At 58.1% G+C, this 23621-nt stretch carries 18 protein-coding genes; 9 read left to right on the top strand and 9 right to left on the bottom strand.

Annotation, left to right across the window (positions count from 1 at the left end):
• Positions 1–135 precede the first annotated feature (135 nt).
• The 4 genes from E1H13_RS10920 to E1H13_RS10905 all read right to left on the bottom strand — a co-directional run bounded on the left by E1H13_RS10920 (position 136) and on the right by E1H13_RS10905 (position 7562).
• Entirely contained in the window at positions 136–2433 is a 2298-nt protein-coding gene (locus E1H13_RS10920; protein WP_169613446.1) for a cellulose biosynthesis cyclic di-GMP-binding regulatory protein BcsB, read from the bottom strand.
• A 79-nt stretch (positions 2434–2512) separates the two neighbouring features.
• Entirely contained in the window at positions 2513–3766 is a 1254-nt protein-coding gene (locus E1H13_RS10915; protein WP_169613445.1) for a glycosyl hydrolase family 8, read from the bottom strand.
• 35 nt (positions 3767–3801) lie between these two features.
• A complete protein-coding gene (locus E1H13_RS10910) occupies positions 3802–6078 on the bottom strand; it encodes a tetratricopeptide repeat protein (RefSeq protein ID WP_169613444.1) in 2277 nt (758 codons plus the stop codon).
• Complete coding sequence (locus E1H13_RS10905; protein WP_169613443.1) at positions 6075–7562, bottom strand: hypothetical protein; 1488 nt, start codon at positions 7560–7562, stop codon at positions 6075–6077. The genes E1H13_RS10910 and E1H13_RS10905 overlap by 4 nt, the downstream gene beginning before the upstream one ends.
• A 1155-nt stretch (positions 7563–8717) precedes the next feature.
• On the opposite strand from E1H13_RS10905, the gene E1H13_RS10900 reads away from it, so the two are divergent.
• Entirely contained in the window at positions 8718–9470 is a 753-nt protein-coding gene (locus E1H13_RS10900; RefSeq protein ID WP_169613442.1) for a hypothetical protein, read from the top strand.
• Positions 9471–9481: 11 nt separating this feature from the next.
• Here E1H13_RS10900 and E1H13_RS10895 read toward each other — a convergent pair whose 3' ends face one another.
• On the bottom strand, positions 9482–10207 hold the full coding sequence (locus E1H13_RS10895; RefSeq protein ID WP_169613441.1) for a pentapeptide repeat-containing protein: 726 nt from the start codon (positions 10205–10207) through the stop codon (positions 9482–9484).
• A 353-nt stretch (positions 10208–10560) separates the two neighbouring features.
• Here E1H13_RS10895 and E1H13_RS10890 point away from each other — a divergent pair, with 353 nt between their 5' ends.
• Positions 10561–11325 carry a hypothetical protein gene (locus tag E1H13_RS10890; protein ID WP_169613440.1) on the top strand — a complete coding sequence of 255 codons (765 nt, stop codon included), beginning with the start codon at positions 10561–10563 and terminating at the stop codon, positions 11323–11325.
• Between the two features lie 15 nt (positions 11326–11340).
• Positions 11341–12378 (top strand): pentapeptide repeat-containing protein, encoded by a 1038-nt coding sequence (locus E1H13_RS10885; RefSeq protein WP_206070329.1) that lies wholly within the window; start codon positions 11341–11343, stop codon positions 12376–12378.
• 630 nt (positions 12379–13008) lie between these two features.
• Here E1H13_RS10885 and ruvB read toward each other — a convergent pair.
• On the bottom strand, positions 13009–14190 hold the full coding sequence (gene ruvB / locus E1H13_RS10880; RefSeq protein ID WP_169613438.1) for a Holliday junction branch migration DNA helicase RuvB: 1182 nt from the start codon (positions 14188–14190) through the stop codon (positions 13009–13011).
• Between the two features lie 260 nt (positions 14191–14450).
• On the opposite strand from ruvB, the gene E1H13_RS10875 reads away from it, so the two are divergent.
• The 4 genes from E1H13_RS10875 (at position 14451) to galE (ending at position 18252) form a co-directional block, all read left to right on the top strand.
• Positions 14451–14795 (top strand): hypothetical protein, encoded by a 345-nt coding sequence (locus E1H13_RS10875; protein WP_206070327.1) that lies wholly within the window; start codon positions 14451–14453, stop codon positions 14793–14795.
• A gap of 99 nt (positions 14796–14894) precedes the next feature.
• Positions 14895–15410 carry a pentapeptide repeat-containing protein gene (locus E1H13_RS10870; RefSeq protein ID WP_169613436.1) on the top strand — a complete coding sequence of 172 codons (516 nt, stop codon included), beginning with the start codon at positions 14895–14897 and terminating at the stop codon, positions 15408–15410.
• A gap of 101 nt (positions 15411–15511) precedes the next feature.
• Positions 15512–16984: an FAD-linked oxidase C-terminal domain-containing protein gene (locus E1H13_RS10865; protein ID WP_169613435.1), complete on the top strand. Its 1473-nt coding sequence runs from the start codon at positions 15512–15514 to the stop codon at positions 16982–16984.
• 269 nt (positions 16985–17253) lie between these two features.
• Complete coding sequence (gene galE / locus E1H13_RS10860; protein ID WP_169613434.1) at positions 17254–18252, top strand: UDP-glucose 4-epimerase GalE; 999 nt, start codon at positions 17254–17256, stop codon at positions 18250–18252.
• 583 nt (positions 18253–18835) lie between these two features.
• Here the strand turns inward: galE and E1H13_RS10855 are convergent.
• On the bottom strand, positions 18836–19105 hold the full coding sequence (locus E1H13_RS10855) for a hypothetical protein (RefSeq protein WP_169613433.1): 270 nt from the start codon (positions 19103–19105) through the stop codon (positions 18836–18838).
• 263 nt (positions 19106–19368) lie between these two features.
• Here E1H13_RS10855 and upp point away from each other — a divergent pair, with 263 nt between their 5' ends.
• Positions 19369–20004, top strand: a complete 636-nt coding sequence (gene upp / locus E1H13_RS10850) for a uracil phosphoribosyltransferase (RefSeq protein ID WP_169613432.1) — start codon at positions 19369–19371, stop codon at positions 20002–20004.
• 13 nt (positions 20005–20017) lie between these two features.
• On the opposite strand, the gene E1H13_RS10845 is transcribed toward upp, so the two are convergent.
• Positions 20018–21460 carry a glycoside hydrolase family 13 protein gene (locus E1H13_RS10845; protein WP_169613431.1) on the bottom strand — a complete coding sequence of 481 codons (1443 nt, stop codon included), beginning with the start codon at positions 21458–21460 and terminating at the stop codon, positions 20018–20020.
• Between the two features lie 179 nt (positions 21461–21639).
• Between E1H13_RS10845 and E1H13_RS10840 the strand changes: the two genes are divergently transcribed.
• Positions 21640–23097: a DASH family cryptochrome gene (locus E1H13_RS10840; protein WP_169613430.1), complete on the top strand. Its 1458-nt coding sequence runs from the start codon at positions 21640–21642 to the stop codon at positions 23095–23097.
• Between the two features lie 88 nt (positions 23098–23185).
• Here the strand turns inward: E1H13_RS10840 and E1H13_RS10835 are convergent, their stop codons facing one another.
• Positions 23186–23455 carry a hypothetical protein gene (locus E1H13_RS10835; RefSeq protein ID WP_169613429.1) on the bottom strand — a complete coding sequence of 90 codons (270 nt, stop codon included), beginning with the start codon at positions 23453–23455 and terminating at the stop codon, positions 23186–23188.
• Positions 23456–23621: the final 166 nt, after the last annotated feature.

Raw genomic sequence — 23621 nt, 5'->3', positions numbered from 1 at the left:
AGATGGGGGAGTGATGGAGTGGGGGAGAGGGGGAGAGGGGGAGAGGGGGAGATGGGGGAGTGATGGAGTGGGGGAGAGGGGGGGTATCAGGTTTGCGGTTTGCACCTTGCACCTGACACCTTGCACCTCAACCCATCACCCCACCCGCCGTAGATAGGCCTGGGCGGCACCGTAGATCAACAACGACAGGGCCACGGTGGCGGGGACCACAAACAGCCAGTTGGCTTGGGCCAGCCGCCACAGCAAGGGATAATCGGTGGCGGTGGCGATCTGGACTGAGGGGGTTTGGCGCAGGGTGGTCAATCGGTAGTCGTTGCTGGCGTGGGGGTCGGGGTCGGGCACCTGGGCGCTGACCAGCACGGTATCGCCTTCGATTTGATAAAACAGGGGGTCGTGGCGCAGCAGGTCGGCCACCTGAGCTAGACCGACGGCCTCGCGACCGCTGAGAGCCAGAACCACCCGCTGGGAATTCCAGGGGGAAATCACCGACTTGATCAGCCCTTCGCCGTCTGGTAAGGGTTGCACCTGGCTACGGCCCCAGCGACGGGTTTGGCGACCTTCTAGGGTGAAGCCGGTGTTGGTCAGCAGGTCGGGGAAGGGGAACTGGGGTTCGGTCCCAATCGCCACTAGGTGTCGGTCCTGGCGTACGTCATCGGGTAAGTCAGTCTGGCGATAGACGGCTAACTGCACAGAGTCGGCCTGACTCAGGCGGCCCAGCCGTTCGGTGAGGGTTAACAACACCTCCAGGTCGGCGGCCGTCGGCTGATCGGGGACTACCACAGCGGTCGCGGCTAAATCTTGGGGGGCGGTGAACGGATAGCCGGTTTTGAACAGATCCAGGTCGGGCAGGTTGGTAACGGCTGTGCGGTTGAGGGTAAAGCTAGTGTCGCTGTGGATGGTGCCCCACAGTTGCTGGTCGGTCACTCGGCTACAGGACCGCCGTTCTCGGGGGTCGAGGCGGAAATTGACCTGTAGTTTGGAGTTGGGGGTGACGCGATCGCCCGGTAAATCCACCGTTAAGGTCCGTCGACTCGCCCCCTGGGCCGCTGTCAACCGTTTCCCCTGCAAAGAGACCCCATCCAGTTCCACATCCACCAGAGAGGTGAGGGGGTTCACCTGGGGCCCATAGCTGTACACCAGCTGCATGCGACTGCCCCGCAGCAAGCGATCGTCCGGTAGCGCTTTAAAGTCGATGGTTAGGGCGGGGGCATGGGAACCGCGCACGGTCATATCACCGATCGGTTGGTGATTGGGGCTGGTCATCTCTGCCAGTAAAAAGCTGTCCTCCTCGGGCAGATACCCTGGCCATTGCCGGGGGGAGGGGGAGGGCAGCTCAGCCATCTGGTTGACCACTAAGGCGTGGCCGGTGGCAATTTGCTGATCCTGGGGCTGCACCAGGTACTGGGTGGCTTTAGCGACACCAGCCTCGCCGTTGCCGCTGATCACCAGCACCGGAGATTGCTCCTGATTCAGGGTGCTCCAGGCCAGTAAGCCCACATCCTCCGGCAGGGGGGTGCCGTCCTCATCTACCCATTCACCCGCCACCAGGGCGAAGGGTAAATCCAGCTCAGCCAGGCTCGGTTGCTGGCTAGGCGTCCCCAACATCACCAGCCGTTCCTGGGGGGTCAGGGCATCCACCGTTTCGATCAGGCGACTGTCCAGGGGGCGATAGTGGGCGGTGCGACCCAGGTAGGTTTGCAACCGTCCCAGGGTAGTCAGCCAGGGGCTATCCACCTGGGATGGCTGTAAGTAGGCTACCCGGTTGGCTTGCAGGCTCAGCAGATCAAACAGGGGATAGGGGAACTGGCTAAAGTCTGGGGTAACCGCCTGGGGCTGAAAGTCAAACACCACCTTAGAATCGGGTAGCACCTCGGCCCACAGGGACGGATCGTAGGGGTCCTGGGTGCAGGTGGGGGAGTTGTTTTGCAGGGCCGCCACCACCAGTTCATTGTGGTCTTGCAGCAGATCAGGGGGAATATCAAACACGATGTCGCCAATCTCGCCCATGGGCAGATTCAGGGGCACGCTGCCAATGCTGGTACCGTTAACCAGCACTGTCAGGTTGGAGCGGGTGGCGTAGAGGGCGGCAGAATGGCGATAGCGCAACAGCACACTCACAGACTCAGGGGTCCAGGCTCGGGGGCGGGTAAAGTGCAGGCGCTGTTCGTCGTAGATGCCGGTAAAGCGCAGGCGGTTGCCGACCACCGGACTGCGATTAAATTCCAGGACATACTGGCCTGCATCCCCTGGGGCGATGGTGGGTGGCCCTGGCAGGTTGTCTGGCAGGGTAATTTCGGTGGCGATCGGGGCTGGGGTCTGCTCTACGGCCTCTGGTTCCTGGGCCAACAGGGGCTGGCTGGTAATCAGCAGCAGCGTCATTAGATAGAGGGCGAGGCGACGGCGAGTCCGGGGCGAAAAGGCGAAAAGCGTCATGGTAGAAGTTAGAAATAATCTAGTTAGTCATAAAGCCAGGTCACAGGACGCCGGGGTAGCACAGCCGCTGCCTAGAGCGTCATCCCTCGCATTGGCTGACCTGCAGGCGTTGGGGTGAGGCCTCCAGGGGCCAGAGCCCAAACCAGGCCAAATTCTGGGTGTAGTAGGCGGTATCGTTATCCCAAAAGCCATCTTGGTAGGCGGGTTGCAGCTTGGTGCGGTAGATGTCCTCGGCGATCGCCTGATTGACCCGTTGCATGGCCCCATAGACCATGGCATAGTGGGCAGTGGCTTCGTAGCTGGATTCGGCCTGGCCATCCAGGGTGAGGCGGGCCGGCAGGCGACCGGCTTGCTGCCAGCGATCGCCGAGTTCTGGCAGCTGGGCCTGTAAGTAGGCGTCAGCCCGGGGTTCGTTGAACCAAACAGCATCCTGGCTGACCCGCCACCAGACCCGAATTGCATCAAAGCTGTAGTGACTTTGCAGGGCGTGGTCGAGGGGCAACTGGCGATAGGTGCCGGTGGCGGGCGTAAAGACAATCCAGTCGGGGGGTAGCCCCGTAGCCGAAAAACTGGAGAGGTCGTCCAACATGGCATAGCCGCTGTCAATCAGGCTCAGCCAGTCATGGTCGGGGTCCACCTCGGCAAACAGGCGAAAGCTGGCTGGGGCAAAGTAGGAGGGGTTCAAAATAATTTGGTCATCCCCCAGCTGAAAGTCAGCGATCGGGCCGGGAATCAGCTGGCGGGTGCCATCGGGCAGCTCTAGGGTGCCATAGGCCCATAGGTCGGCTAGCAACGCTCGGGCCTCCTCGGCGTAGCGATCGCATTGCCAGCGCTGGGCCGCCAAAATCAGGGCGGTGGCGGCGTCAATATCGGCGTCGGTGGCAAAGTTAGGGTCCAGGGCTCCCCAATTCCCATTCGGCCGCTGCCCCCACTTCCAGGCCCATAAACGGTCTATGGGCTCCCCGGTCTCGTCCTGGCGAACTAGGTTATCTTTGGCCCAGGTGTAGGTGCGATCAAAGGTGGCGGGGTCGTCGATGGCCACCGCCCGCAGCATGGCATAGGCCTGACCTTCCGACACGGTGCGATCCTGGTCTTCCCGGTCGATCACCCGGCCATCCGCCTGGATAAACCGTTGGCGGTAGGCCGACCAACCCTCCAGCAGCACCGCTTCATGGGGGCTGGGCACAGGTAGGCTGAGGGCTGCCTCGGCCCCTGGCTGGAGACAGGCGCAGGCCTGGGTCTGGGTGCAACTCGGCCCCACCAGGGCCAGCACCAGGGCCAGGGGTAGGGTGGACTGAATTAAACGTTGTTGGGGTTTACGTAGGCCAAACATGGTAGGTCACCGTAGTCAAAGAGCGGACAGGTTAGTTAATAGCGTTCCCAAGGGGGTTGGAAGCCGCGGCGGCGCAGCAGATCAAATTCCACCTCCTGGATGCGCTGATCGAGGTTGATGGCACCAGCCGCTTCGGGGGGCAATTGGCGCAGCTGTTGTAGGGCCGCCAGCTTGTGGTCTTCGGCAATGTCGAGTTCGGCGATCGCATACCGAGCCCCCCAAGCCTCAGCATCGAGAGCCAGCACCTGGTCGTAGTAAGCCCGAGCCATGGGTAAGTTTCCCTGCTGAAACTGCACCCCGCCCAGGGCACTGAGGGCGCCGATGTTGTCGGGCTCTTGGACTAAAATCCGCTGGTAGGCGTCTGTGGCCAGGGGCAGGTTGCCCTGCTGCTGGGCCAACTCGCCCTGGAAAAAGTAAACCGTAGGGTCGTCGGGGTGGGCGGCCATCAACGCCTCCATCTGGGCCTGGGCCTGGGCTGGATCATGGCGGGCCAGCAGCTGAATCTGGCGCCACTGTACCCACAGGTGATCGGGGTATTGGGCTAACAGGGTTTGATACAGGTCAGCCCGAGCCTCGGCGGCGGGCAAGGCCCCCACCAACTCCACTAGTTCCAGGGGAGCCTGTTCTAGGGGCTGGGAGCTTAACCAGAGGTTCACGGCGTTGGTGGCCACCTCGCTGGTGATCTCATCGACCCGGTAGGCCAGCAGGGCATAACCCAGAGGATAGATGGGATTGTCAGGATCAGCGGCGATCGCCGCTGCATATAACGGCAGCGCCAATTCAGGTTGTCCCTGGAGGGTGCGCACAAAGGTCAATCCCCGTAGTGCTGCGGTGGTGACCCTCACACTGGGCTGAGCCGTGATCACCTGCTCATAGCGGCGGGCACTGGCCTCCCAGTCCCCCAACTGCCGCTCTAGATCAGCCACCAGCAGTTCGGTCCCCCAGTCGGCTTCGGGGGTAGCGGCTTGATAGATGGTCAAAGCACCTTGGGCAGCCGCCAAATCCCCCGTCTGCAAATGAATCTGAGCCATGCGGTAGGTCAACAGCGGCTGCTCCACCGTCGCCGCTGCCGCTTCATACAACGGCAACAGAGCCGGATCGGGGGGGTCTACATGAATCAGCGCCATGGCGATCGCCCGCTGTTCTGGAACCGGGTCAGGCATGGGGGAGAGCAGGGGCAAGAGATGCTCGGCCACGGTCTCGGCTTTAACCTGATTCAGGCGGTGGGCCAGCAGCCGTTCTTTTACTTGCAGGCTAACCACCGCTGGGTTTTCTGTCACCAGAGTGGCCCACATCTCCAGGGCCAGGGGCTCGGTGCCAGGCCACTCGCTGAGCACATCGGCCACCTCGACCCGCAGACCATAGCTGGGGGTTGGGGCGGCCGCCAGGGCTTGCCGGTACAGGCGGGTGGCCTGCTCAAACAGATCCGGTTTTTGCTGACGGCGACCGATGGCGCTGTAGGCCCGAGCCAGGGGCAGGCGAGCTTCGGGCTTGCCCTCTAAGGGAGCCAGCAGATCGAGGGCCGTTTGGGTTTGCCCATGGGCATCGTAGGCATTGGCCAGACCAGCGCGAATACCCAGGGCCAGATCGTCGGTGCGATCCGCAGGGCGCAGCTCTGGTTCTAGCACGGTGATCGCCCGCTCAGGCTGCCCCGTTTCTTGCAACGTCAAGGCATAGGCGGTCAAGGCCTCGATGGGGACGGTGCCGGTTTGCCGATAGCGGTTGAATAGGGCCAGGGCGGCCTCATAGTCGCCGCTAAAGGCCTGGACTTGGGCGGCCCCCAGCAGGGTGGTCGGAGTGGGTTGGTGGCTCAGCACCCGATCATAGTCGGCCAGGGATTCCACAAATCGTCCCTGATAGCCGTACAGTAAGGCCCGCTGGCTGCGAGCGGCCCAATTGTCAGGGGCCTGGCTCAACAGCCGGGTGAGGGCCGCGATGCCTGCGGCTTGCCATTCGGGTCGATAGCCCCCCAGTTCCCCCAGGGCGGCCAGGGCCGTGGGGTGTTCGGGGTCAATCTGCAGCACCGCCTGGTGAGCCGCCCAGGCCTCGGCATCCCGTCCGGCTCGCTGGTAGGCCACTGCTAACCCCAGCCGTGCATCCAGCGAATTGGGCGTGCGTTGCAGAGCCGATTCAAAAGCGGCGATCGCATCGTTGACCCAACCCCGTTCTAGCAGGGCATAGCCCTGGCTCACCTGGGGCGATCGCTGGGCCAGGGCCGGTGCACCGCTAGGTATGCCCAGGCCCAGGCTGAGGGCGATGGCCAGTAGGGTGGCTGACGCTGGTCTTGGTTTACCCGTTAAACTCCGTGTCATTCTGTGGCCCTCCCGGGTGGATTCCAGACCAGGTCATAGCGCAGCCGAAACCCCAGGTAGGTTTCTGTCCAGGCGTTGCGCTGTTGCAGGCTGACCCCAGCCCGCAGGTTGTCAATGATTTTGGTGTCGTAAAACAGCTCCCAGACGTCGGGCACTGGGTTGCCGCTGGCCTGACGCAGGCCCGAATTGGACAACTGACGGCCATAGCCCAGCCCCAGCCGATCCCCGGCCATCAAGACATCCAGCCGATTGACCCCAACGCTGTAGGTTTGCCCACTGGCCCCCAGGGCTTGGTTGGTGTACCAGCCATAGCGGCCAAAAACGCCCAGCTCTAAGCCAGGGATGAACACTTCGGCGTTGAGGCCAAATCCAGTTTCGCGATCGCCCAGTCGGGGGCCAAACTCTCCACCCCCGCGATCGACCGCAAAAATTTCCTGGAACCCATCCCCCCGCCCCGAGTCGCGGGAGGTGACGTAGGTACCCCGCACGATGGCGTTGCCCCACCGCACCCCCACCTCCCCAGCAAACGAGTCCAGGGAAAAGTCCCCCAAGCTCCGCCGGGAGGAAAAGGTGGTGGCAGTGAGCGAGAGTTCATCCACCGGGGTCCAGTTAACTAAAGCCCCCGGCCGGGATGACAGATTGCTGGCACTCAGGGCCGGATTGGTCTGAAACACCGGGTTAAAAAAATGGGTCAGGGAGTCTTTGGCAAAGCTGTTGCGATCCAGGTACGAGGTCAAATCCATTAGCCCGGCGGTCAGCCGCAGCTCTGGCAGGCGGGCGGGGGAGGCGGTCAGGTACAACTCATTCAGACTGAAGCCAGTCTGGTCATTGTCTGAAAAAGCCTGGCCGGTACTTAAATCCACCGTCACCCCGGCCAGCACCGATGGGCTGAGCCCATAGATGACACCCCCCCGCAGTCGGGCCGACCCCTCGTCTCCCTGTTGCAAGTAGGCCGCCTGGCCAAATGCTTGCGATCGCTGCGCTGGGCCACTGATCACTGATTGGGATTCTGGGGGCAGGCCTGGCTCAAACTCTGGGGTTGGCATGGCACTTAGACTGGTGGCCGAGAAGCTCAGGGCGCCATCAGCTACCCCGACTGAGACCTCATCAACCGCTGCGATCGCCTCAGCGTTGACCCGAGGCGACATCACTGGCACCGCTTCTGCATTTGGCGGCAGGGACTCTAGTGCCGCTGCTGCGTCCGGTGATGACGACTCTAGTGCCGATGAGTCTAGTGCCGACGATTCTAATCCTCCAGGGAGCTGTTCCAGAACCTCTGGCTCTAGCCCCGGCCCGGCTTTTTCCTGGTCAGGCCTGGCCTTATCCTCTAAAAACGGCATCCCTCCCCCCCCTAGTCCCAGGGAGGATACGATGAATGGCCCGTCGTCATCGGCAGGCGTTGTGGCCTGTGCCGCTGGCAATGACGAGGTAGCGCCCATGATTCCAAGGCCCAGGCCGCAGCCCAGTGCCATCCAATTGGCCATAGGAAAACTCCCTGCATATCAAAACATAAATTAGTCAAGGGAAAGGTTTCAGCCGATTCCGAGTCATAGGGAAGATGAGGGATGCACCCGCCCTCGCCCCAGGTCAAGATATAGCCCGGGCTCAGCAGGCAGATAATTAAACTCAGGCAAGCCAAGTCTGACCATTGCCCCACTGTTAATTAAGCGATTTTCAATCTAAACTGACGTCAAAAAAATAGATTGGTATGCTGGTTTTTAAATCGCAAATCATAGATTTACAAACTTCAGGATAAATAAAAAGTTTAATCAAAATATTCCTAGCCTTACTAGACAAGATATTCGTCTATAAGCTCGTCTAAATCAATTCCAGATCTGATCCAAATCTGAGCTTGGACTTGATTTTGGTCGAGACAAAGATAAATTTTTGCATTAAAACCTGTCGCCGAGCATAACTCGACATAGGACTAATGAATATACCTCGATCCATTACTACGACAACAACTAGGGCATCATGTTACTGATTGACTTGTCGATGGATTGAGCAACAATTTCAGGAAGACATTCTATACCAAGTCCAGCTCGGGATTTGGAGTTTTTCCACAGGCAGAACTCCAGGTCTGGACTTGACTCTGGTTTATGATCCATTTCCTCAATCACCTCTGTTTGGATCCAATGCCCAACCAGACTGAGACTCTGGTCCAAAGACCCTGATGTCTGTAAGTGGAAATGGCAAGCATTTTGCAACGGTTTAACTTAAGCACTGATTTCGTATACAGTCACTTTTCTGTTTGTCAGGATAAATCCTGATCAATTTTCTATGAAAGAGCGATCTCAAAGTTGGGTGAGAGATTTTAGCGACAAAGCTGCAACAAAGAATTATTGCAGGCATGCCTGCTTCTGTGAAGATCCCTAGAAGAATTGCGCTGCAATGGATGCTCTGATTAATACGTGTTTTATTGAATAGTAGGTAGAGAATCCTGACTAGACGTTGTTCTGTCACCTCGAGGGAAGCGCAGCGAAGTCGTAGACGCGCAACGGCTGCTCAGGGAGTGACATCTTGGCTAAGATTCCTCCCGCTGGCCGGAATGACATGATTTAGCATGACATGATTCAGGATCACATCACTGAGTTATGTTCCTCCACTTACAACTCTCGATTGCCCAAGGGAAAACCGCAATGCAAACCAGTGATAAACCAGAGCCCCTGTCTATTGTTTGCAAGTCCTGGGCTGCCGCACTGGGTGTGGTGTTGTTAGCAACGGGGTGCCAGCCTGTGAACATCCCTGGCCTGGGTCAAGCCCCAGAGACCACGATTCTCACCCTGGCCGCTCAGCCCCTGGAACCAGGGACATTTGAGCTTGCTGGGGAGACGAACTTACCTGATAACACCCGGCTGATGGCGGTTGCCCTGAGGCGGTTACAGCCAAACCATCTGCTGGGGCAGTCGGAAACGCCCACCTACGCTATTCTGGCCTATCAGCCTGTTACCGTCAGCCAGGGGCAGTGGGAGGCTCGCCTCTCCCTCTGGCAGATTGCTGAGGATGGTCGCTACCAGGAAGCCTGGCAGATCCAGAACCAGGCCCTTAACCTGGACGCTACCCCCCAGGACACCGTGCAGTTCGCCATTACCCTGGTCCCTCGCCACCTGCTGGCCGTAACCGCTAGCCAGGAGCCCTCAAATCTTCGCCCTCCGGCCTCACTGGTGCGGGTGACCGACACTGGAGAACCGTTTCTTTGGGTCGAGCAATCATTAGCAGTAGCGCTACCCACTGGATCCACGACCCCCCCCGATGAGCTGGCTCTGCGGCATAATGGCGGCTGGGGCGATCGCTACTTACTGGTACCCGAGCCACCCCTTCCCTATACCCTAGAGCCCGAAGATCAGCGTCAAACCAACGCCCTGCCTACACCTCAAGAGTATTTACAATAAAGTCATCCCCATCAACCTTCATCCGTAGCCGTAGGGTCACACCCTTGGGATGGGTTCGCCGCCTTAATATAGCCCTGGTTATAGGTGCTACCGTCGGGCATCGTGGCAAAGTCCAACCGCGCCCCAGACAAATTAGCCTGGTCTAGGTTGGCCCGGTACAGGTCGGCATAGCGCAAATCAGCCCCTCGCAGGTCAGCCTGGGACAGGTCGGCCTCCTGTAAAATTGCGCCGTACAAACTGGCTTCTGACAGATCGGCCTGGACCAGTTGGGCCGAGCAGAGGGCGGCATCCCGGAGCTCAGCCTGACTCAGGGTTGCCTGGCTGAGGTCCCCGTTGACCAGGCTGACCTGGAGTAGTTGAGCCTGGGTCAGGTCGGCCTGGTTAAGTTGCGCCTCCGACAGATCGGCGCCCTGGAGGTTAGCCCGCTCCAGGGTGGCTCGCTGTAAATTAGCCCGGTGCAGTACCGCATTAATCAACTGGGTATCCGTTAAGTTAGCCTCCACCAAAATGGCGTCCTGGAAGTTTTGGCGGCTTAGATCTTGATAGCTCAGGTTGGCGCCGGTCAGGTCGCAGGCCTGGCAGGATGACGTGCGATTTGCTACCGGTGTTCCCTGGGGTAGCACCAGAGCTGGCTGATCCGGCTGATATCGGATTAACTGCTGCTGGGCAATGCGCCAAACGGCTGGCATAACGGCTGTTGCTAAAACCAGCAGGGTCATCAAAATGTTCCAACGCATGGGCAATACCGCCAGGATTACCCTTGCCCTTACAGGATTGGGGCTGGGATATCAGGAGGTGGTCCATAAAGTTCTGATGTAGTTAATCGCGAGATTAATAAAGTCCGTGCAGAATTACGTAATTCTACGGATATGGCAGTCAGGTTTCATCAAAGAATCACAGATCCCTATCGGTGAATTTGCATATTCTTTGACATAAGTCGCGTAGGCTAAGCGCAAGCCGACAAAACTAAACCAAATCCAAGTCCAGACCTGGAGTTATGCCTGTGGGAAAACTCCAGATCCCGAGCTGGACTTGGTATAGCTGGGCCCCATGGTTGAGCTAACCCCCTTAGTAGTATTGGTTCTCTGTTATGCAGCGCTCTCCCTTTCGTCACATCGTGCTCCCTGCCCTGCTTGCCGCCAGCAGTGGGTTCGCCCTCTTAACCTGGCCCATGGCCTCTGCCAATGCGTCACGGGTAGTAGCCAGGCTGCCAGAACCTGCTAGGGGGTGGGTTACCCCAGCCCTAACCACGGTGGAACACAAGGAATTCTCGATTCGCTACATTGGCTTCTCCATCCTGACCAGTGTTGCCATTGGGGTGGGCACCGCTAAGGTCATGCGGGTGCACCAGTCGCGCACCCAGCACCGACAAGCTCTGCTCAATCAACTCCTACCGACTAGCCCGGCCGCCGCTGATCCGTGGCCTGTCCCCTTAGACTTAGACCATGATTCCCCAGACCATGGTTCCCCAGACCATGAGTCCCCAATTGATACCGCTGTCTTCTGGGGTGCTGGGGGTGTCGCCCCTGATGGTTTAGATAGCCCGTCGACTTTAGACTGGTCTCAGCTGAGTCAGCTGGAGGCTGAGCCTGCTGTCTCGGTGGAGCTTCCCCTGGCAGGGGTCCTGGCTACTCCCTTAGTCGACCAACAGATTCATCGCCTGGCTGGGGATGACCAGCAACAGCGGCTTGCCATTCGGGTGGGGGGGATGGTCTACAGCTTCTATCGCCATCGTCCCACTTTGGAAAAAGCGCAACACTTGTTGGTCTGGTTAGAGCAGCAAGGCAGAACCGCGATCGCCACTCAAGATAGCCTGGGCTATGGCGTTTGGGTTCGTCAAAGCAATTTTTTCTAGTCCACCCTAGACGTTATGCAAAGCGTTAAATTCATGGAAACGACGGTTACCCTAGAACAGCTCTGGACAGCGTTTGTGGCTGGAGAGCGTGACTTCAGTGGGATCGATTTGTCCTATGCCGATTTAAGTCACTGGAGCCTGGCCAAGGTAGACCTGTGGGGCGGCAATTTTGTGCAGGCGAATTTGACGAAAGCCAGTCTGAAGCGAGCCACCCTGAAGGAAGCGCAGTTCACAGGGGCTAATTTAACCGAGGTCGACTTACGTTGGGCCGATTTGCGGGGAGCGGTACTGGTAGACGCGGATCTCACCGAGGCCCGCCTAGAGGGAGCCTTGTACGACCAGGAAACCCTATTTCCCCCTGGGTTTGACCCGGTTACGGCTAAGATGTGGTCTCTGGTGCCCGGCGCTAATCTGGCCACTAAGGATCTCCGCGATCGCGACCTCAGTGGCGTCGATTTAACCCAAGCAGACCTTAGCGGTGCTTTGATGGTCGAGTGTCGCCTGTTTGGCGTCACCCTCAACCGAGCCAATTTATTGAGTGTGTTGCTGGGCAATAGCGACCTCCGCTACGTAGACCTACGCAGTGCGACGTTGATGCTAGCGGACCTCAGGGGAGCTAACCTGAGTCATAGCGATCTGCGACGGGCTAATTTGATTGGGGCCAATTTACGGGACTGCCAACTGGAGGGTGCCCAACTAGAGGGTGCGCTGTACTCAGACAGTACCCGCTTTCCCAAAGGATTTTCAATTCCCCCAGGGCTCTATCGCCTGGCCCCAGGCGCTGACCTGTGGGGGGCCGACCTGAGTGGGGCCCGCCTGACGGGCATCAATCTGCAATCGGCTAACTTGTCGGGGGCCAACCTGAGCTATGTCGACTTTTGGGGGGCCTGCCTGGCTGATGCTGACCTCAGGGGGGCCAACTTGCTGGGCACTAACCTGCTGGGCACCGACCTGACCGGGGCTAACTTAGATCAAACCAATCTCATGCAAGCTGTGATTGATCTTCCGTCCGACATGCTTCTAACCAGCAGGCTGGATGGTCAACCGGCTTAGGTGACTGCTAGAAAACAATTTCCCCAATGGTGGGCAGTGCCCGCCCAGCCCTGTCAAGGTGGTGGTACTTTTCCCAAGAACCCCTGGGCTGCGGGACTTCGGCCACAACCACCAGGGAGTGAACTCCCTGGCTCACCGCAGAAGTCTGCGGTCGCAGGCTGGGAAACTCGGCTCCCAATCCTCTTCAGAGGATTTCTGCTTTGAGCCTTGGACTTCTAGTGGTCTGTCAAGACTAAAAATTAGGGTAAGTGCTTTGCAAAAGTCTTTGATCTTCAGAGAGGTTGCTTCAACACATCAGGACCTTTATCCCCTCCCACGGAGGGGTGCTCGGAGGGCGGGGTGGGTCTTTTCGAGCTTGCTTGACCCACCCCTACCCACTTCGACACGCTCAGCGCAGGCCTCCAAAGGAGGGGATTTCGGACCTTGATGCCAACAAATCTCTACATCTGCTAACCCTAAATTCAAGACTTGACGCTGCACTAGTCCTTGGCTCAGCGGCCAATCCGAGGGATCATCCTCTAAATTTGACCCACCTTGACAGGACTGACGGTCTACGGCTCGCCTTAAACCGTGTACCGTGAACCGTAAACCCTAAATCGCAAAATCATACGAGAAGTTCGCTGCTTAGGCCTACATCAAGGTCATTTGGCCCCCTCGACTGGAGCTACCATCGCCGTCATAGCCTAGATGGTGGCGGGCCGCCGTGGTCACCACTCGCCCCCGGGGGGTGCGCTGCAGATAGCCAATCTGCATTAGATAGGGCTCATAGACCTCTTCAATAGTTTGGGGATCTTCGCCGGTAGAAGCCGCCATCGTATCTAAGCCCACCGGACCACCGCCAAAATTTTCAATCATCACTGACAACAGGCGGCGATCGGTCCAGTCTAGGCCGCAGGGGTCTACGTTAAATAATTCCAGTGCTTCCGCCGCAACGGCTTCGGTGATCGGCCCTGTGGCTTTTACCTCGGTGTAGTCGCGCACCCGACGGAGCAATCGGTTGGCTATGCGGGGGGTGCCACGAGCCCGACGGGCAATTTCGGCGGCTCCCCCTGCGGCAATGGGGGTTTTAAGCACGTCAGCGGTGCGGGTGACAATCTGGGTCAACTCGTCGATGTCATAAAACCGCAGCCGCTGAATCAAGCCAAAGCGATCGCGCAACGGCGAGGTTAAGGCTCCTACCCGGGTGGTCGCCCCCACCAGAGTAAACGCACAGAGGGGAATACTGCGGGTCCGGGCTGACTGGCCTTTACCAATCGTGATATCTAGCCGGGCGTCTTCCATGGCCGGGTAGAGAATTTCTTCAGTCACCCGGGGCAGCCGATGAATTTCATCAATAAACAAGACATCCCCTGGCTTCAGGTTGACCAGCAGACCCGCGATATCCCTGGGTCGTTCTAGGGCAGGAGCGGTGGTAATTTTGCAGGCTACTCCCATTTCTTGGGCCAAAATTAAGGCCATGGTGGTTTTGCCCAACCCCGGCGGGCCATACAATAGCAAATGGTCCAGGGGTTCCTGGCGAGACTTGGCCGCCTTGATGGCAATATCCAACACTTCCTTGAGGGCAGACTGACCGATGTAATCGGCCAACCGCTGAGGCCGCAGACTCTCTTCAGGGGCGGTAGCGCCGGTTGCCTGAGCCTCGCCTGCCTGGGCTTCGCCCCCCTTTACCAAAGACAAGGGCGGTGTCTGATCGGCCGGGGGGGCTGGCTTGGCCTTAGCTTTTTTAGCTGGATCAGATTTATCAGATTTAGATGAACCCAATTTGCGTCCCTGGGGGGCATCATCAGCGGTGTGGGAAGAAACAATGGCCATAAGGGGAGCCCAAGGTCAGCCCTCCCATGATACTGTGGTGCATTTGCACTATCAAGCGATCGCCCCAAGCCATGTTATCTGCCCTAGGGCTGACATAAAAAGTTGAACTTCTGACGGATGTTGCGATCGCCAGATTTTAATAACCTAAGTTCAGGGTAACTGCCCCTGGATCATAGTTTATAGACTATAGCCGGGTGGTGACACCCCATGGAGAAGGCCAATTGGCCATCTCCTTTGCTATTTAGTCAATGGAGACTGTTATGAGCAACCCTAGAGTTGAAAGCGACAACTACGATCCTAACTTAGTGCCCGCCGAAACAGCGGCCCGTAAGCAACGAGAAGGTCAAGATTACAAGCAACAGCCCGATCAACCTGAAGGATCGATCGATACCACTGGAGGTGCGACCGTTGACCAGGAGGGGCTCGCCAATAACTACCCCATTGAACCAGAAATGTACGTTAACGAGCCTGGCGATCTGCGAGAAGAGCAGGAAGCCAACGCTCAGCGTCGCCAGCAGGAGCTTAAAGAGGTGAATCAAACCGATGAGAGTGGCGAGGTGACCCCTGGGTCTGACACCCGTGGCAAGGGGGTCGGGCGAATTTAATATCTTCAACGAAATGTGCCAAACCGGTGCTGATGGTCTGGTGGAGAATCACAATGGAGTAGGGGCTCATACCCCGGATTAGTATCAGGGAGGTTTGACATGTCTCCAGCTACCCTCCAGGAAGTACTCCAGCGGTATTACCAGGCCGGAGCACGAGACCTGCATGGGCTAGATCTGCAATCGGTAGATCTGGCCCATGGTCATTTTGCTGAGGTGGATATTCGTCGCGCCAATTTCACCAAAGCCAATTTGCACCAGGCTAACTTTACCCATGCCAACGGCTATCAGGTCACCCTAGCCCAAGCTGACCTGCGAGAAGCCTCGTTAGCGAACGCCGCGCTGATACAAGCCGATTTACGTAAAATTCAGGGTCATCGCCTCACCCTGGTGGACGCTGATCTGCGGGAGAGCCTATTAGACCATGCTGACCTCAGCCACGCCAACCTGGAAGGAGCCAATCTGGCCAAGGCTGACCTCAGCCATGCCAATCTGTACTGGGCCAATCTGCGCCATGCCAACTTAACCGGGGCTAACCTCCATTGCGCTAATTTAACTGGGGCGAAGTTCTGTCGCACCGCCATGCCCAATGGCACCATCCGCAACGACGACTGTTGAGCCAAGGGCGGTTAAGTATGCCCAGGTCTAGCGGCGATCGCAGCCATGTACGGCCATGACCATTCGCGCTAGGATCAAACCAATCCTCCCATGCTAAAGCCATGACCGTTGCCGAGCCCGCCGCCATTAACTGGACCCCAATTGCCGAGGCCTTTACCGCTGTTCTGGGTACCAAAAAAGTGGTCAGGCGCAAGGAGGAGCTCTTGGTCTACGAATGTGATGGCTTGACCAGTTACCGCCAGCGACCGGCGATCGCGGTGCTGCCCAAAACCACTGCAGAAGTGGCCGCAGCGGTGAAAATTTGTAACCGCTTTCAGGTGCCCTTTGTGGCTCGGGGGGCCGGCACCGGCCTCTCGGGCGGGGCCCTGCCGATCGAAGACTCGGTGCTGATTATTACCGCCACCATGAATCAAATTCTGGCGGTCGATCTCGACAATCAGCGGGTGGTGGTGCAGCCAGGGGTGATCAACAACTGGGTCACCCAGGCGGTGAGCGGGGCTGGCTTTTACTATGCCCCGGATCCCTCTAGCCAGTCGGTGTGCTCGGTGGGGGGCAACGTGGCCGAAAATTCCGGGGGGGTCCACTGCCTCAAGTATGGGGTGACCACCAACCATGTGCTGGGCCTAACGGTGGTGCTACCCAATGGCGAGATTACTGACATTGGTGGCTCGCTGGCAGAAACCCCGGGCTATGACCTGTGTGGTTTATTTGTCGGGTCCGAAGGCACCCTGGGCATCGCCACCGAAATCACCCTACGCATTTTGCAGGCCCCAGAATCCATCCAGGTGCTCTTGGCCGACTTTACCTCGGTCGAGGCGGCCGGGGCGGCGGTGTCGGCCATTACCAGTGCTGGCATTATTCCCGCTGGCCTGGAAATGATGGATAACTTTAGTCTGAATGCCGTCGAAGATGTGGTCGCCACCAACTGCTATCCTCGAGATGCTGCCGCGATTTTATTGATTGAAATTGATGGTCTGCCGGCCGAGGTGGCGGCGACGGGCGATCGCATCCAAGCTCTCTGCCGTCAAAATGGGGCCCGCAGCATTACAGTGGCTGCCGACCCCACTGAACGTCTACGCCTGTGGAAGGGGCGCAAAGCCGCCTTTGCAGCTATGGGTAAACTTAGCCCCGACTACTATGTGCAGGATGGGGTGATTCCCCGCACCCAGCTGCCCTATGTGCTGAAAGAAATTGAGCGCCTGGGCGATCGCCATGGCTACCGGGTGGCCAACGTGTTCCATGCCGGAGATGGCAACCTGCACCCGTTAATTCTTTACGACAATGCCGTTGCTGGTCAGCTGGAAGCGGTGGAAGCCCTGGGGGGCGACATTCTCAAGCTGTGTGTTCAGGTGGGGGGCAGCATTTCTGGGGAGCATGGCATCGGTGCCGACAAGCGCTGTTACATGCCCGACATGTTTTCGGCCACCGACCTAGATACCATGGCCTGGGTGCGGCAGGCGTTCAACCCCGATGGATTGGCCAACCCCACTAAGCTGTTTCCCACCCCTCGCACCTGCGGAGAAGCCGCCCTCAGTGCCAAATTTATTGACCTGCCGGGGGTAGAGCGCTACTAACTGGCATCCACTGTTGAGTCAAAAAAATAATGACGGGAGATGTGACTTGGGGTTTACGGTGAACGGTGAGCGGTTTAAGGGACGCCGTGTACCGTTTACCGTAGGCCGTGAACCGCTTTTGGCCTTGACCTCAGCTATACCAAATGGCTGTCGAACCATAAAAAAATGATGCCCTTAACCCAGGGGCCAGGGCCTGATTTGCTGTAGTTGCGTAGAATGGCAGATGTCTGGCCCCAGGCCGATTAAACACACCGATTATTCAACGTTCTATGGCAAACCCTACAAAAACAATTCTGGTTACTGGTGGAGCCGGGTACATTGGCAGCCACGCCGTTTGGGCCTTGCAGCAGGCGGGTTACCGGGTGATCATCCTGGACAACCTGGTGTATGGCCATCAGGATTTGGTGGAACAAGTGCTGAAAACCGAGCTGATTGTGGGCAGCACCCTGGATAAAGCCCTGTTAACGTCGGTGTTCAGCCAACACCAGATCGATGCGGTGATGCACTTTTCGGCTTACGCCTATGTGGGCGAGTCGGTGACTAACCCCAGCAAATACTACGAAAATAACGTCGTCGGCACCCTCACCCTGCTGGATGCCATGGTGAACGCTGGGGTGAAAAGCTTTGTGTTTTCCTCCACCTGTGCCACCTATGGGGTGCCCCAGGAGCTGCCGATTCCCGAAACCCATCCCCAGGCCCCGATTAACCCCTACGGGGCCACTAAACTGATGGTGGAGCGGATTTTGACCGACTACGACAAGGCCTACGATCTGCGATCGGTGTGCTTCCGCTACTTTAATGCCGCTGGTGCCCACCCGGACGGTCTTTTGGGGGAAGACCACAACCCCGAAACTCACCTGATTCCACTGATTCTGCAAACGGCCCTGGGCCAACGGGATGCCATCTATATTTATGGCACCGACTACCCCACTGCCGATGGCACCTGTGTGCGCGACTACATCCACGTGTGCGACCTGGCCGATGCCCATATTCTGGGGCTGGAGTATCTGCTGCAGGGGGGAACCAGCACCATTTTTAACCTGGGTAACGGCAATGGCTTCTCGGTGCGCCAGGTGATTGACGCCGCCACCCGGGTGACCGGCAAACCCATTCCCGTGGTGGAAGATAACCGCCGCCCCGGCGATCCACCAGCGCTGGTGGGCGGCAGCGATCGCGCCCGCAGCATCCTTGGTTGGGACCCTCAATACAGCGACATTGAGACCATCCTGGCCCACGCCTGGCAGTGGCACCAAGGGCGTCATGGTTAAGGGTGGCCTGTTAGTGGCAAGCCGCTTGCCCCTCGTCCCCTCGGCCTGGTCTACCCTAAGTCGGTGATCGCCGGTTATCCAGAGCCAGGGCGGACAAGATGGCCAGGCACGCTAGCCCGGCCAACGCGGGGGTGGTGGTCCCTAAAAAACCTAGAAACCCCAGGCAACCTAAAAATCCTAGGTAGCCTTTTTTCGCTGGGTGCACATTCAACTTGACTCTAGATGGTTTGATGGGCCACAGGGTCAACAGTGATCCCAGAGATAGCAGGGAAAGGTAGGCCAAGTTGGCTAGTTGGGCGTGAGCTGAGCTGCCCAAAAATCCTAAAAAGCCCAAAAATCCTAGAAAACCTAAAAATCCTAGAAAACGACCTTCGTTGGTCCTAGCTTGCATCATTGGCTTTATCTCCAACGGATAACTGTAGCCATCGCCAGAACAGTTAGGACATGACCGATACACTTGAAGCGGGGCCATACACACCGTTGCGCCATCCCAGTTTCTAGCTGTGGTCAGGGTCAATGTCCTCAGCGCAATGGCCATCGCTATAGTCGGGGAAACCTATTAACCTTAACTATAGCGTCAAGACTAAGCCGTAGGTGCCGCTGTAAAAAAGCTTAAGCCCAGGGAGGTCATGGTACTCAGGAGTTCCTCTTCGTGCCGTACTTCCGGCTCGTCCGCGCTTGATGCTGATTCCCTGTCATTGTCCGCTGTGGTCTCCGACGGGCCGCCATTGGCGGCAGCATAGGCACCAATCAGGAGCACCACAGGTAAGATGGACACGAGCCCCACCCGTGGGTTACGGCGGTATTTGAGCAACCCTCCCCACCTACCCGATTCCCCCGCCAGGGCAGACACACAGGTCCGCCCCTACGTATCTGAAGAACGAAAAACGAAAACAGAAAAACGTAGGGCGTAGCCCGTGCGTAGCAAAGGAAGGGTCCAAAATCCCCCCCCACCGGTGCATTGCGGCTTCAGGTTGATCACCAAGGTCCAGACCCCGACCGCTAATGCACCCTACGATTTCAACAATCCAAAATCCAAAATTCAAAATTCAAAATTCAAAATTCAAAATTTCCCCACCTCCCCTACCTCCCCCACCTCCCCACCTCCCCCACCCCATGCCCAACAACCTCCACCTGATCAACCACCCCCTGATTCAACACAAGCTCACCCTGATGCGCCGGGCTGAGACCAGCACGGCCAAGTTTCGTACTCTGCTGAAGGAAATCAGCCTGTTGATGGCCTACGAGGTGACGCGGGACTTGCCCTTGAAGCGGGAGACTATACAGACGCCGTTGGCGGCGATGGAGGCGCCGGTACTAGCACCGGAGAAAAAGTTGGTGGTGGTGTCGATCATGCGAGCCGGGCAGGGGATTTTGGACGGCATCTTAGAGCTGATCCCGTCGGCCCGGGTGGGGCACATTGGTCTGTACCGCGATCCCCAAACCCTGCGGGTGATTGAGTATTTTTTTAAGGTGCCAGAGAATCTGGCCGATCGCGATGTGTTGGTGGTGGACCCGATGATCGCCACTGGTAATACCGCAGTGGCGGCGTTGTACCCGTTGAAGCAGGCCCAGCCGCGATCGCTACGGTTTCTCTGTCTGTTGGCGGCCCCCGAAGGCATTGCCCACTTTCACCAAGAGCACCCCGATGTGCCCCTGTACACGGCGGCCATCGACGACAGGTTGAATCACCAGGGGTATATTCTGCCTGGGCTGGGAGATGCGGGCGATCGCCTGTTTGGCACCAAATAAATTGACATTACAGCTACAGCGTAGCCATCAAGCCAGATCGGGGGGGCAGGTGCAGCTTGTGGGGATCCCAGCTTGCCCCACCGTAGGCAAACACTGGGTCGGGGGTCGCCCCTGGGGACAATAGGGTATCGGTGGTTAACCCGATGGGGGCTGTACCGGTGTTCAGGGCTACGGCCAAGCGATCGCTGTCCAGGCTACGGGTGAACACGTAGGTCTCGCCCTCGGCATAGACCACCCCATAGGTGCCAGTGCGTAGGGCAGGATATCGGTGTCGGAGATTAATCAGCTGCCGGTAAAGCTGGACAATTCTCTGGTTCCACTGACTTTCAGGGGGAAAGGTACGGCGGCAGTCGGGGTCCAGTTCTCCTGGCAGGCCCACCTCATCCCCGTAATAAATGCTGGGAGCCCCAGGGAAGGTGAACAGCAGCAGGGTGGCTAGCACCACACTCGCCTCATCGTCGCCCACCACCGAATAGAGGCGGGCCACATCATGGCTAGACAGCAGATTCAATTGGGCCAGTTGCGCCTCCCAAGGATAAAGACCCAGCAGCCGCTGAATTTTTTGGGCATATCCTGGGGCGTCCAGGGCTGGGTAAGGGAAATAGTGAGGAATTTCGACCAGGTCCATGCGGACGCGATCGCCTGCGGCAAAGGCAATCGTGGCTCCTGTAAACGGGTAGTTCATCACTCCGTCAAACTGGGTGCCATCCAGCCATGGGCTGGCCTCGGTCCAAATTTCCCCCACAATATAAGCCTCGGGGTTGAGGGCTTTAATCCGATCGCGAAATTCCTGCCAAAACCCAGCGGTCTCCACTTCATAGGGCACATCCAGTCGCCAGCCATCAATGCCCTGGCGGATCCAATGTTCACCAATCTGCATAATGTATTCCCGCACCGCTGGGTTGTCGTGGTTAAACTCCGGCAGTGCCCGGTTATTGACCCAGCCCTGGTAGTTGGCGGGTAGATTGCCATCGTAGGCGGACAGGGGCCAGTTTTTGACCTTGAACCAGTCTAGCCAGGGGGAGTGGGGACCGTTCTCTAAGATGTCATTGAAAAAGAAAAACCCCCGACCACAGTGGTTAAACACGCCATCGAGCACCACCCGCAGATTTTTGCGATGGGCGGCCGCTAGAAAGTCGACAAAGGCCTGATTCCCCCCCAACAGCGGATCTACCTGGTAGTAGTCATGGGTATGGTAGCGGTGATTACTCGTTGACTGAAAAATCGGCGTCAAGTAGATAGCGGTGATGCCCAGGTCGACCAGATAGTCCAGCTGTTCTGCAATGCCCCATAGATCCCCCCCTTTATAGCCAAACAGGGTAGGAGGGGACTCCCAGGCCTCTAGGGCCACGGCCATTGCAGGGTCAGTGACGGATCGCTGGGTACGGGCAAACCGATCGGGAAAGATTTGATAGAAAACGGCGTGTTTTACCCAGTCAGGGGTTTGAAAAACCATGGAATTTTTGCCTTGGTCGCTATCGTTAGGCTACCGTCATCTGTCGGGTCTGGCCATGGCCAGGGCAAGGGGGCCAGGGCCAGGGAATAACCTGTTTACAATACTTAATACATAGTTCATCCATCGTTCGCTGCTCGACCCCCTGTTTTTGGCCGGTTGGGCCACCCTGGGATTTTGCCATGACCTGTTTAATTTGGTTCCGTAACGATCTGCGCTTGCACGATCACCAGCCGCTAGTGGAGGCGATCGCCCCTGGGCAACCGATCATCGGTCTCTACTGCTTCGACCCCCGCCAGTTTGGTCATACCAGCTTTGGCTTCCCCAAAACCGGGGCCTACCGAGCCCGATTTTTGCTAGACAGCGTCGCGGACTTGCGCCGGTCGTTCCAGGCCTTGGGTAGCGATTTGGTGGTGCGGACGGGGCATCCTGAAACCGTTATTCCCCAGCTGGTGCAGGACCTGGGCATTGAAGCCGTGTACTGGCATCAGGAAGTCACCCAGGAGGAAGTGGCGGTGGAGCAAGCCCTGACCAGGGCCCTGGCTAACCTGGGCTGCCAAACTCGCCGGTACTGGGGGGCCACCCTTTACCATCCCGAGGATTTGCCCTTTGCGATCGCCCAGCTACCGGCAGTCTTCACCCAATTCCGTAAACAGGTGGAGCGTCACAGCCAGGTGGCTGCCCCTCTACCGGCCCCGTCCCAGTTGCCGCCGCTGCCTACCATCGACCCAGGCCCCTTACCCCAGCTAGCGGACTGGGGATTGTCGGAACCTGTCGCTGATCAGCGGGCTGTCCTTTTGTTTGAGGGGGGTGAAACCGCTGGACTCCAGCGCCTGCATCACTATGTGTGGGAGGCGGACTGCCTCAAGACCTATAAGCAAACCCGCAATGGCATGGTGGGGGCTAATTATTCCTCAAAACTGTCTGCCTGGCTGGCCCTGGGCTGCCTCTCCCCCCGCCAGGTCTACGAGACAGTGCAGCACTACGAACAGGAGCGAGTGCAGAACGACTCTACCTACTGGCTGGTGTTTGAGCTCCTGTGGCGGGACTATTTTCGCTTTGTCTGCGCTCAACACGGCGATCGCGTATTCTATCCCTCTGGCCTGCGGGGGCTGAACATCGCCTGGAAGCAAGACTGGCCCAGGTTCGACGCCTGGCGCCAGGGCCGCACGGGGTTTCCCCTGGTGGATGCCAACATGCGGGAACTGGCCCAGACTGGGTTTATGTCCAACCGAGGGCGACAGAACGTAGCCAGTTTTCTGACCAAAAACCTTGGTATCGACTGGCGCATGGGGGCCGAGTGGTTTGAGTCGCAGCTGGTTGATTACGACGTGTGCAGCAACTACGGCAACTGGAACTATACCGCTGGGGTGGGCAACGACGCCCGGGGGTTCCGCTATTTCAACATCCCCAAACAGGCCAAGGACTACGACCCCGACGGCACCTACGTCAAGCACTGGCTGCCGGAACTACGGCAGGTGCCCGCCGCCAAGGTGCATACCCCCTGGCAACTGCTGCCGGTGGAGCAAAAACGCTTTCAGGTGCAGATCGGGGTGGACTATCCCCAGCCAATCGTGGATTTGGCCAAGTCGGTCAAGACGAATGAAGCCACCTACAATGCCGCCTTAGACCACCAGTAGGGTGGGTGAGGCGGCCCCCATCTCCTCTGCCACAGCGCTAAATCATCGCTCCGCCGTAACCCACCGCTCGCGCACATGGAGCTACTGATTACTCAGGCTCAACCCCCAACTCCCGGAGCTTAGTCGCTAACCGTTCGGCCCGCTGCCGCTCCTGGGTGGCCTGGTCCTCTGGGGTGGCTATCCAGTGGCGATCGCCGCCATACCACCGCAGCCAAGCCCCCTGAATGTCCTGGTACTCCCCCTGCCAGATTCCTAATCCCAGCCCCAGGGTTCGGAGGCGGGGCGGAGATAGTTGCTGTGAACCATAACGGTCAGACTTGCTCCTCCCAGAGGCTTCTTGCCCCCAGCATACCAACATCGCTTTGGCTGAGCCTAAGGCCGATCTCAGGTAGCGGTTGTAACCGAAGCTCACGAAAAACTAGCTTACGATAAAGCCAGTATCGACAATGTCAAGATTCGCTAACTAAATCCAGCAGGATATCTCAGTTCGCGGATCCCATTGTTATCATTGACGGTACTAGGTT

Origin of the sequence: Nodosilinea sp. P-1105 (genome assembly GCF_012911975.1) — a bacterium.
GTDB lineage: Bacteria > Cyanobacteriota > Cyanobacteriia > Phormidesmidales > Phormidesmidaceae > Nodosilinea.
This window is presented reverse-complemented; position numbering and strand designations above follow the sequence as displayed.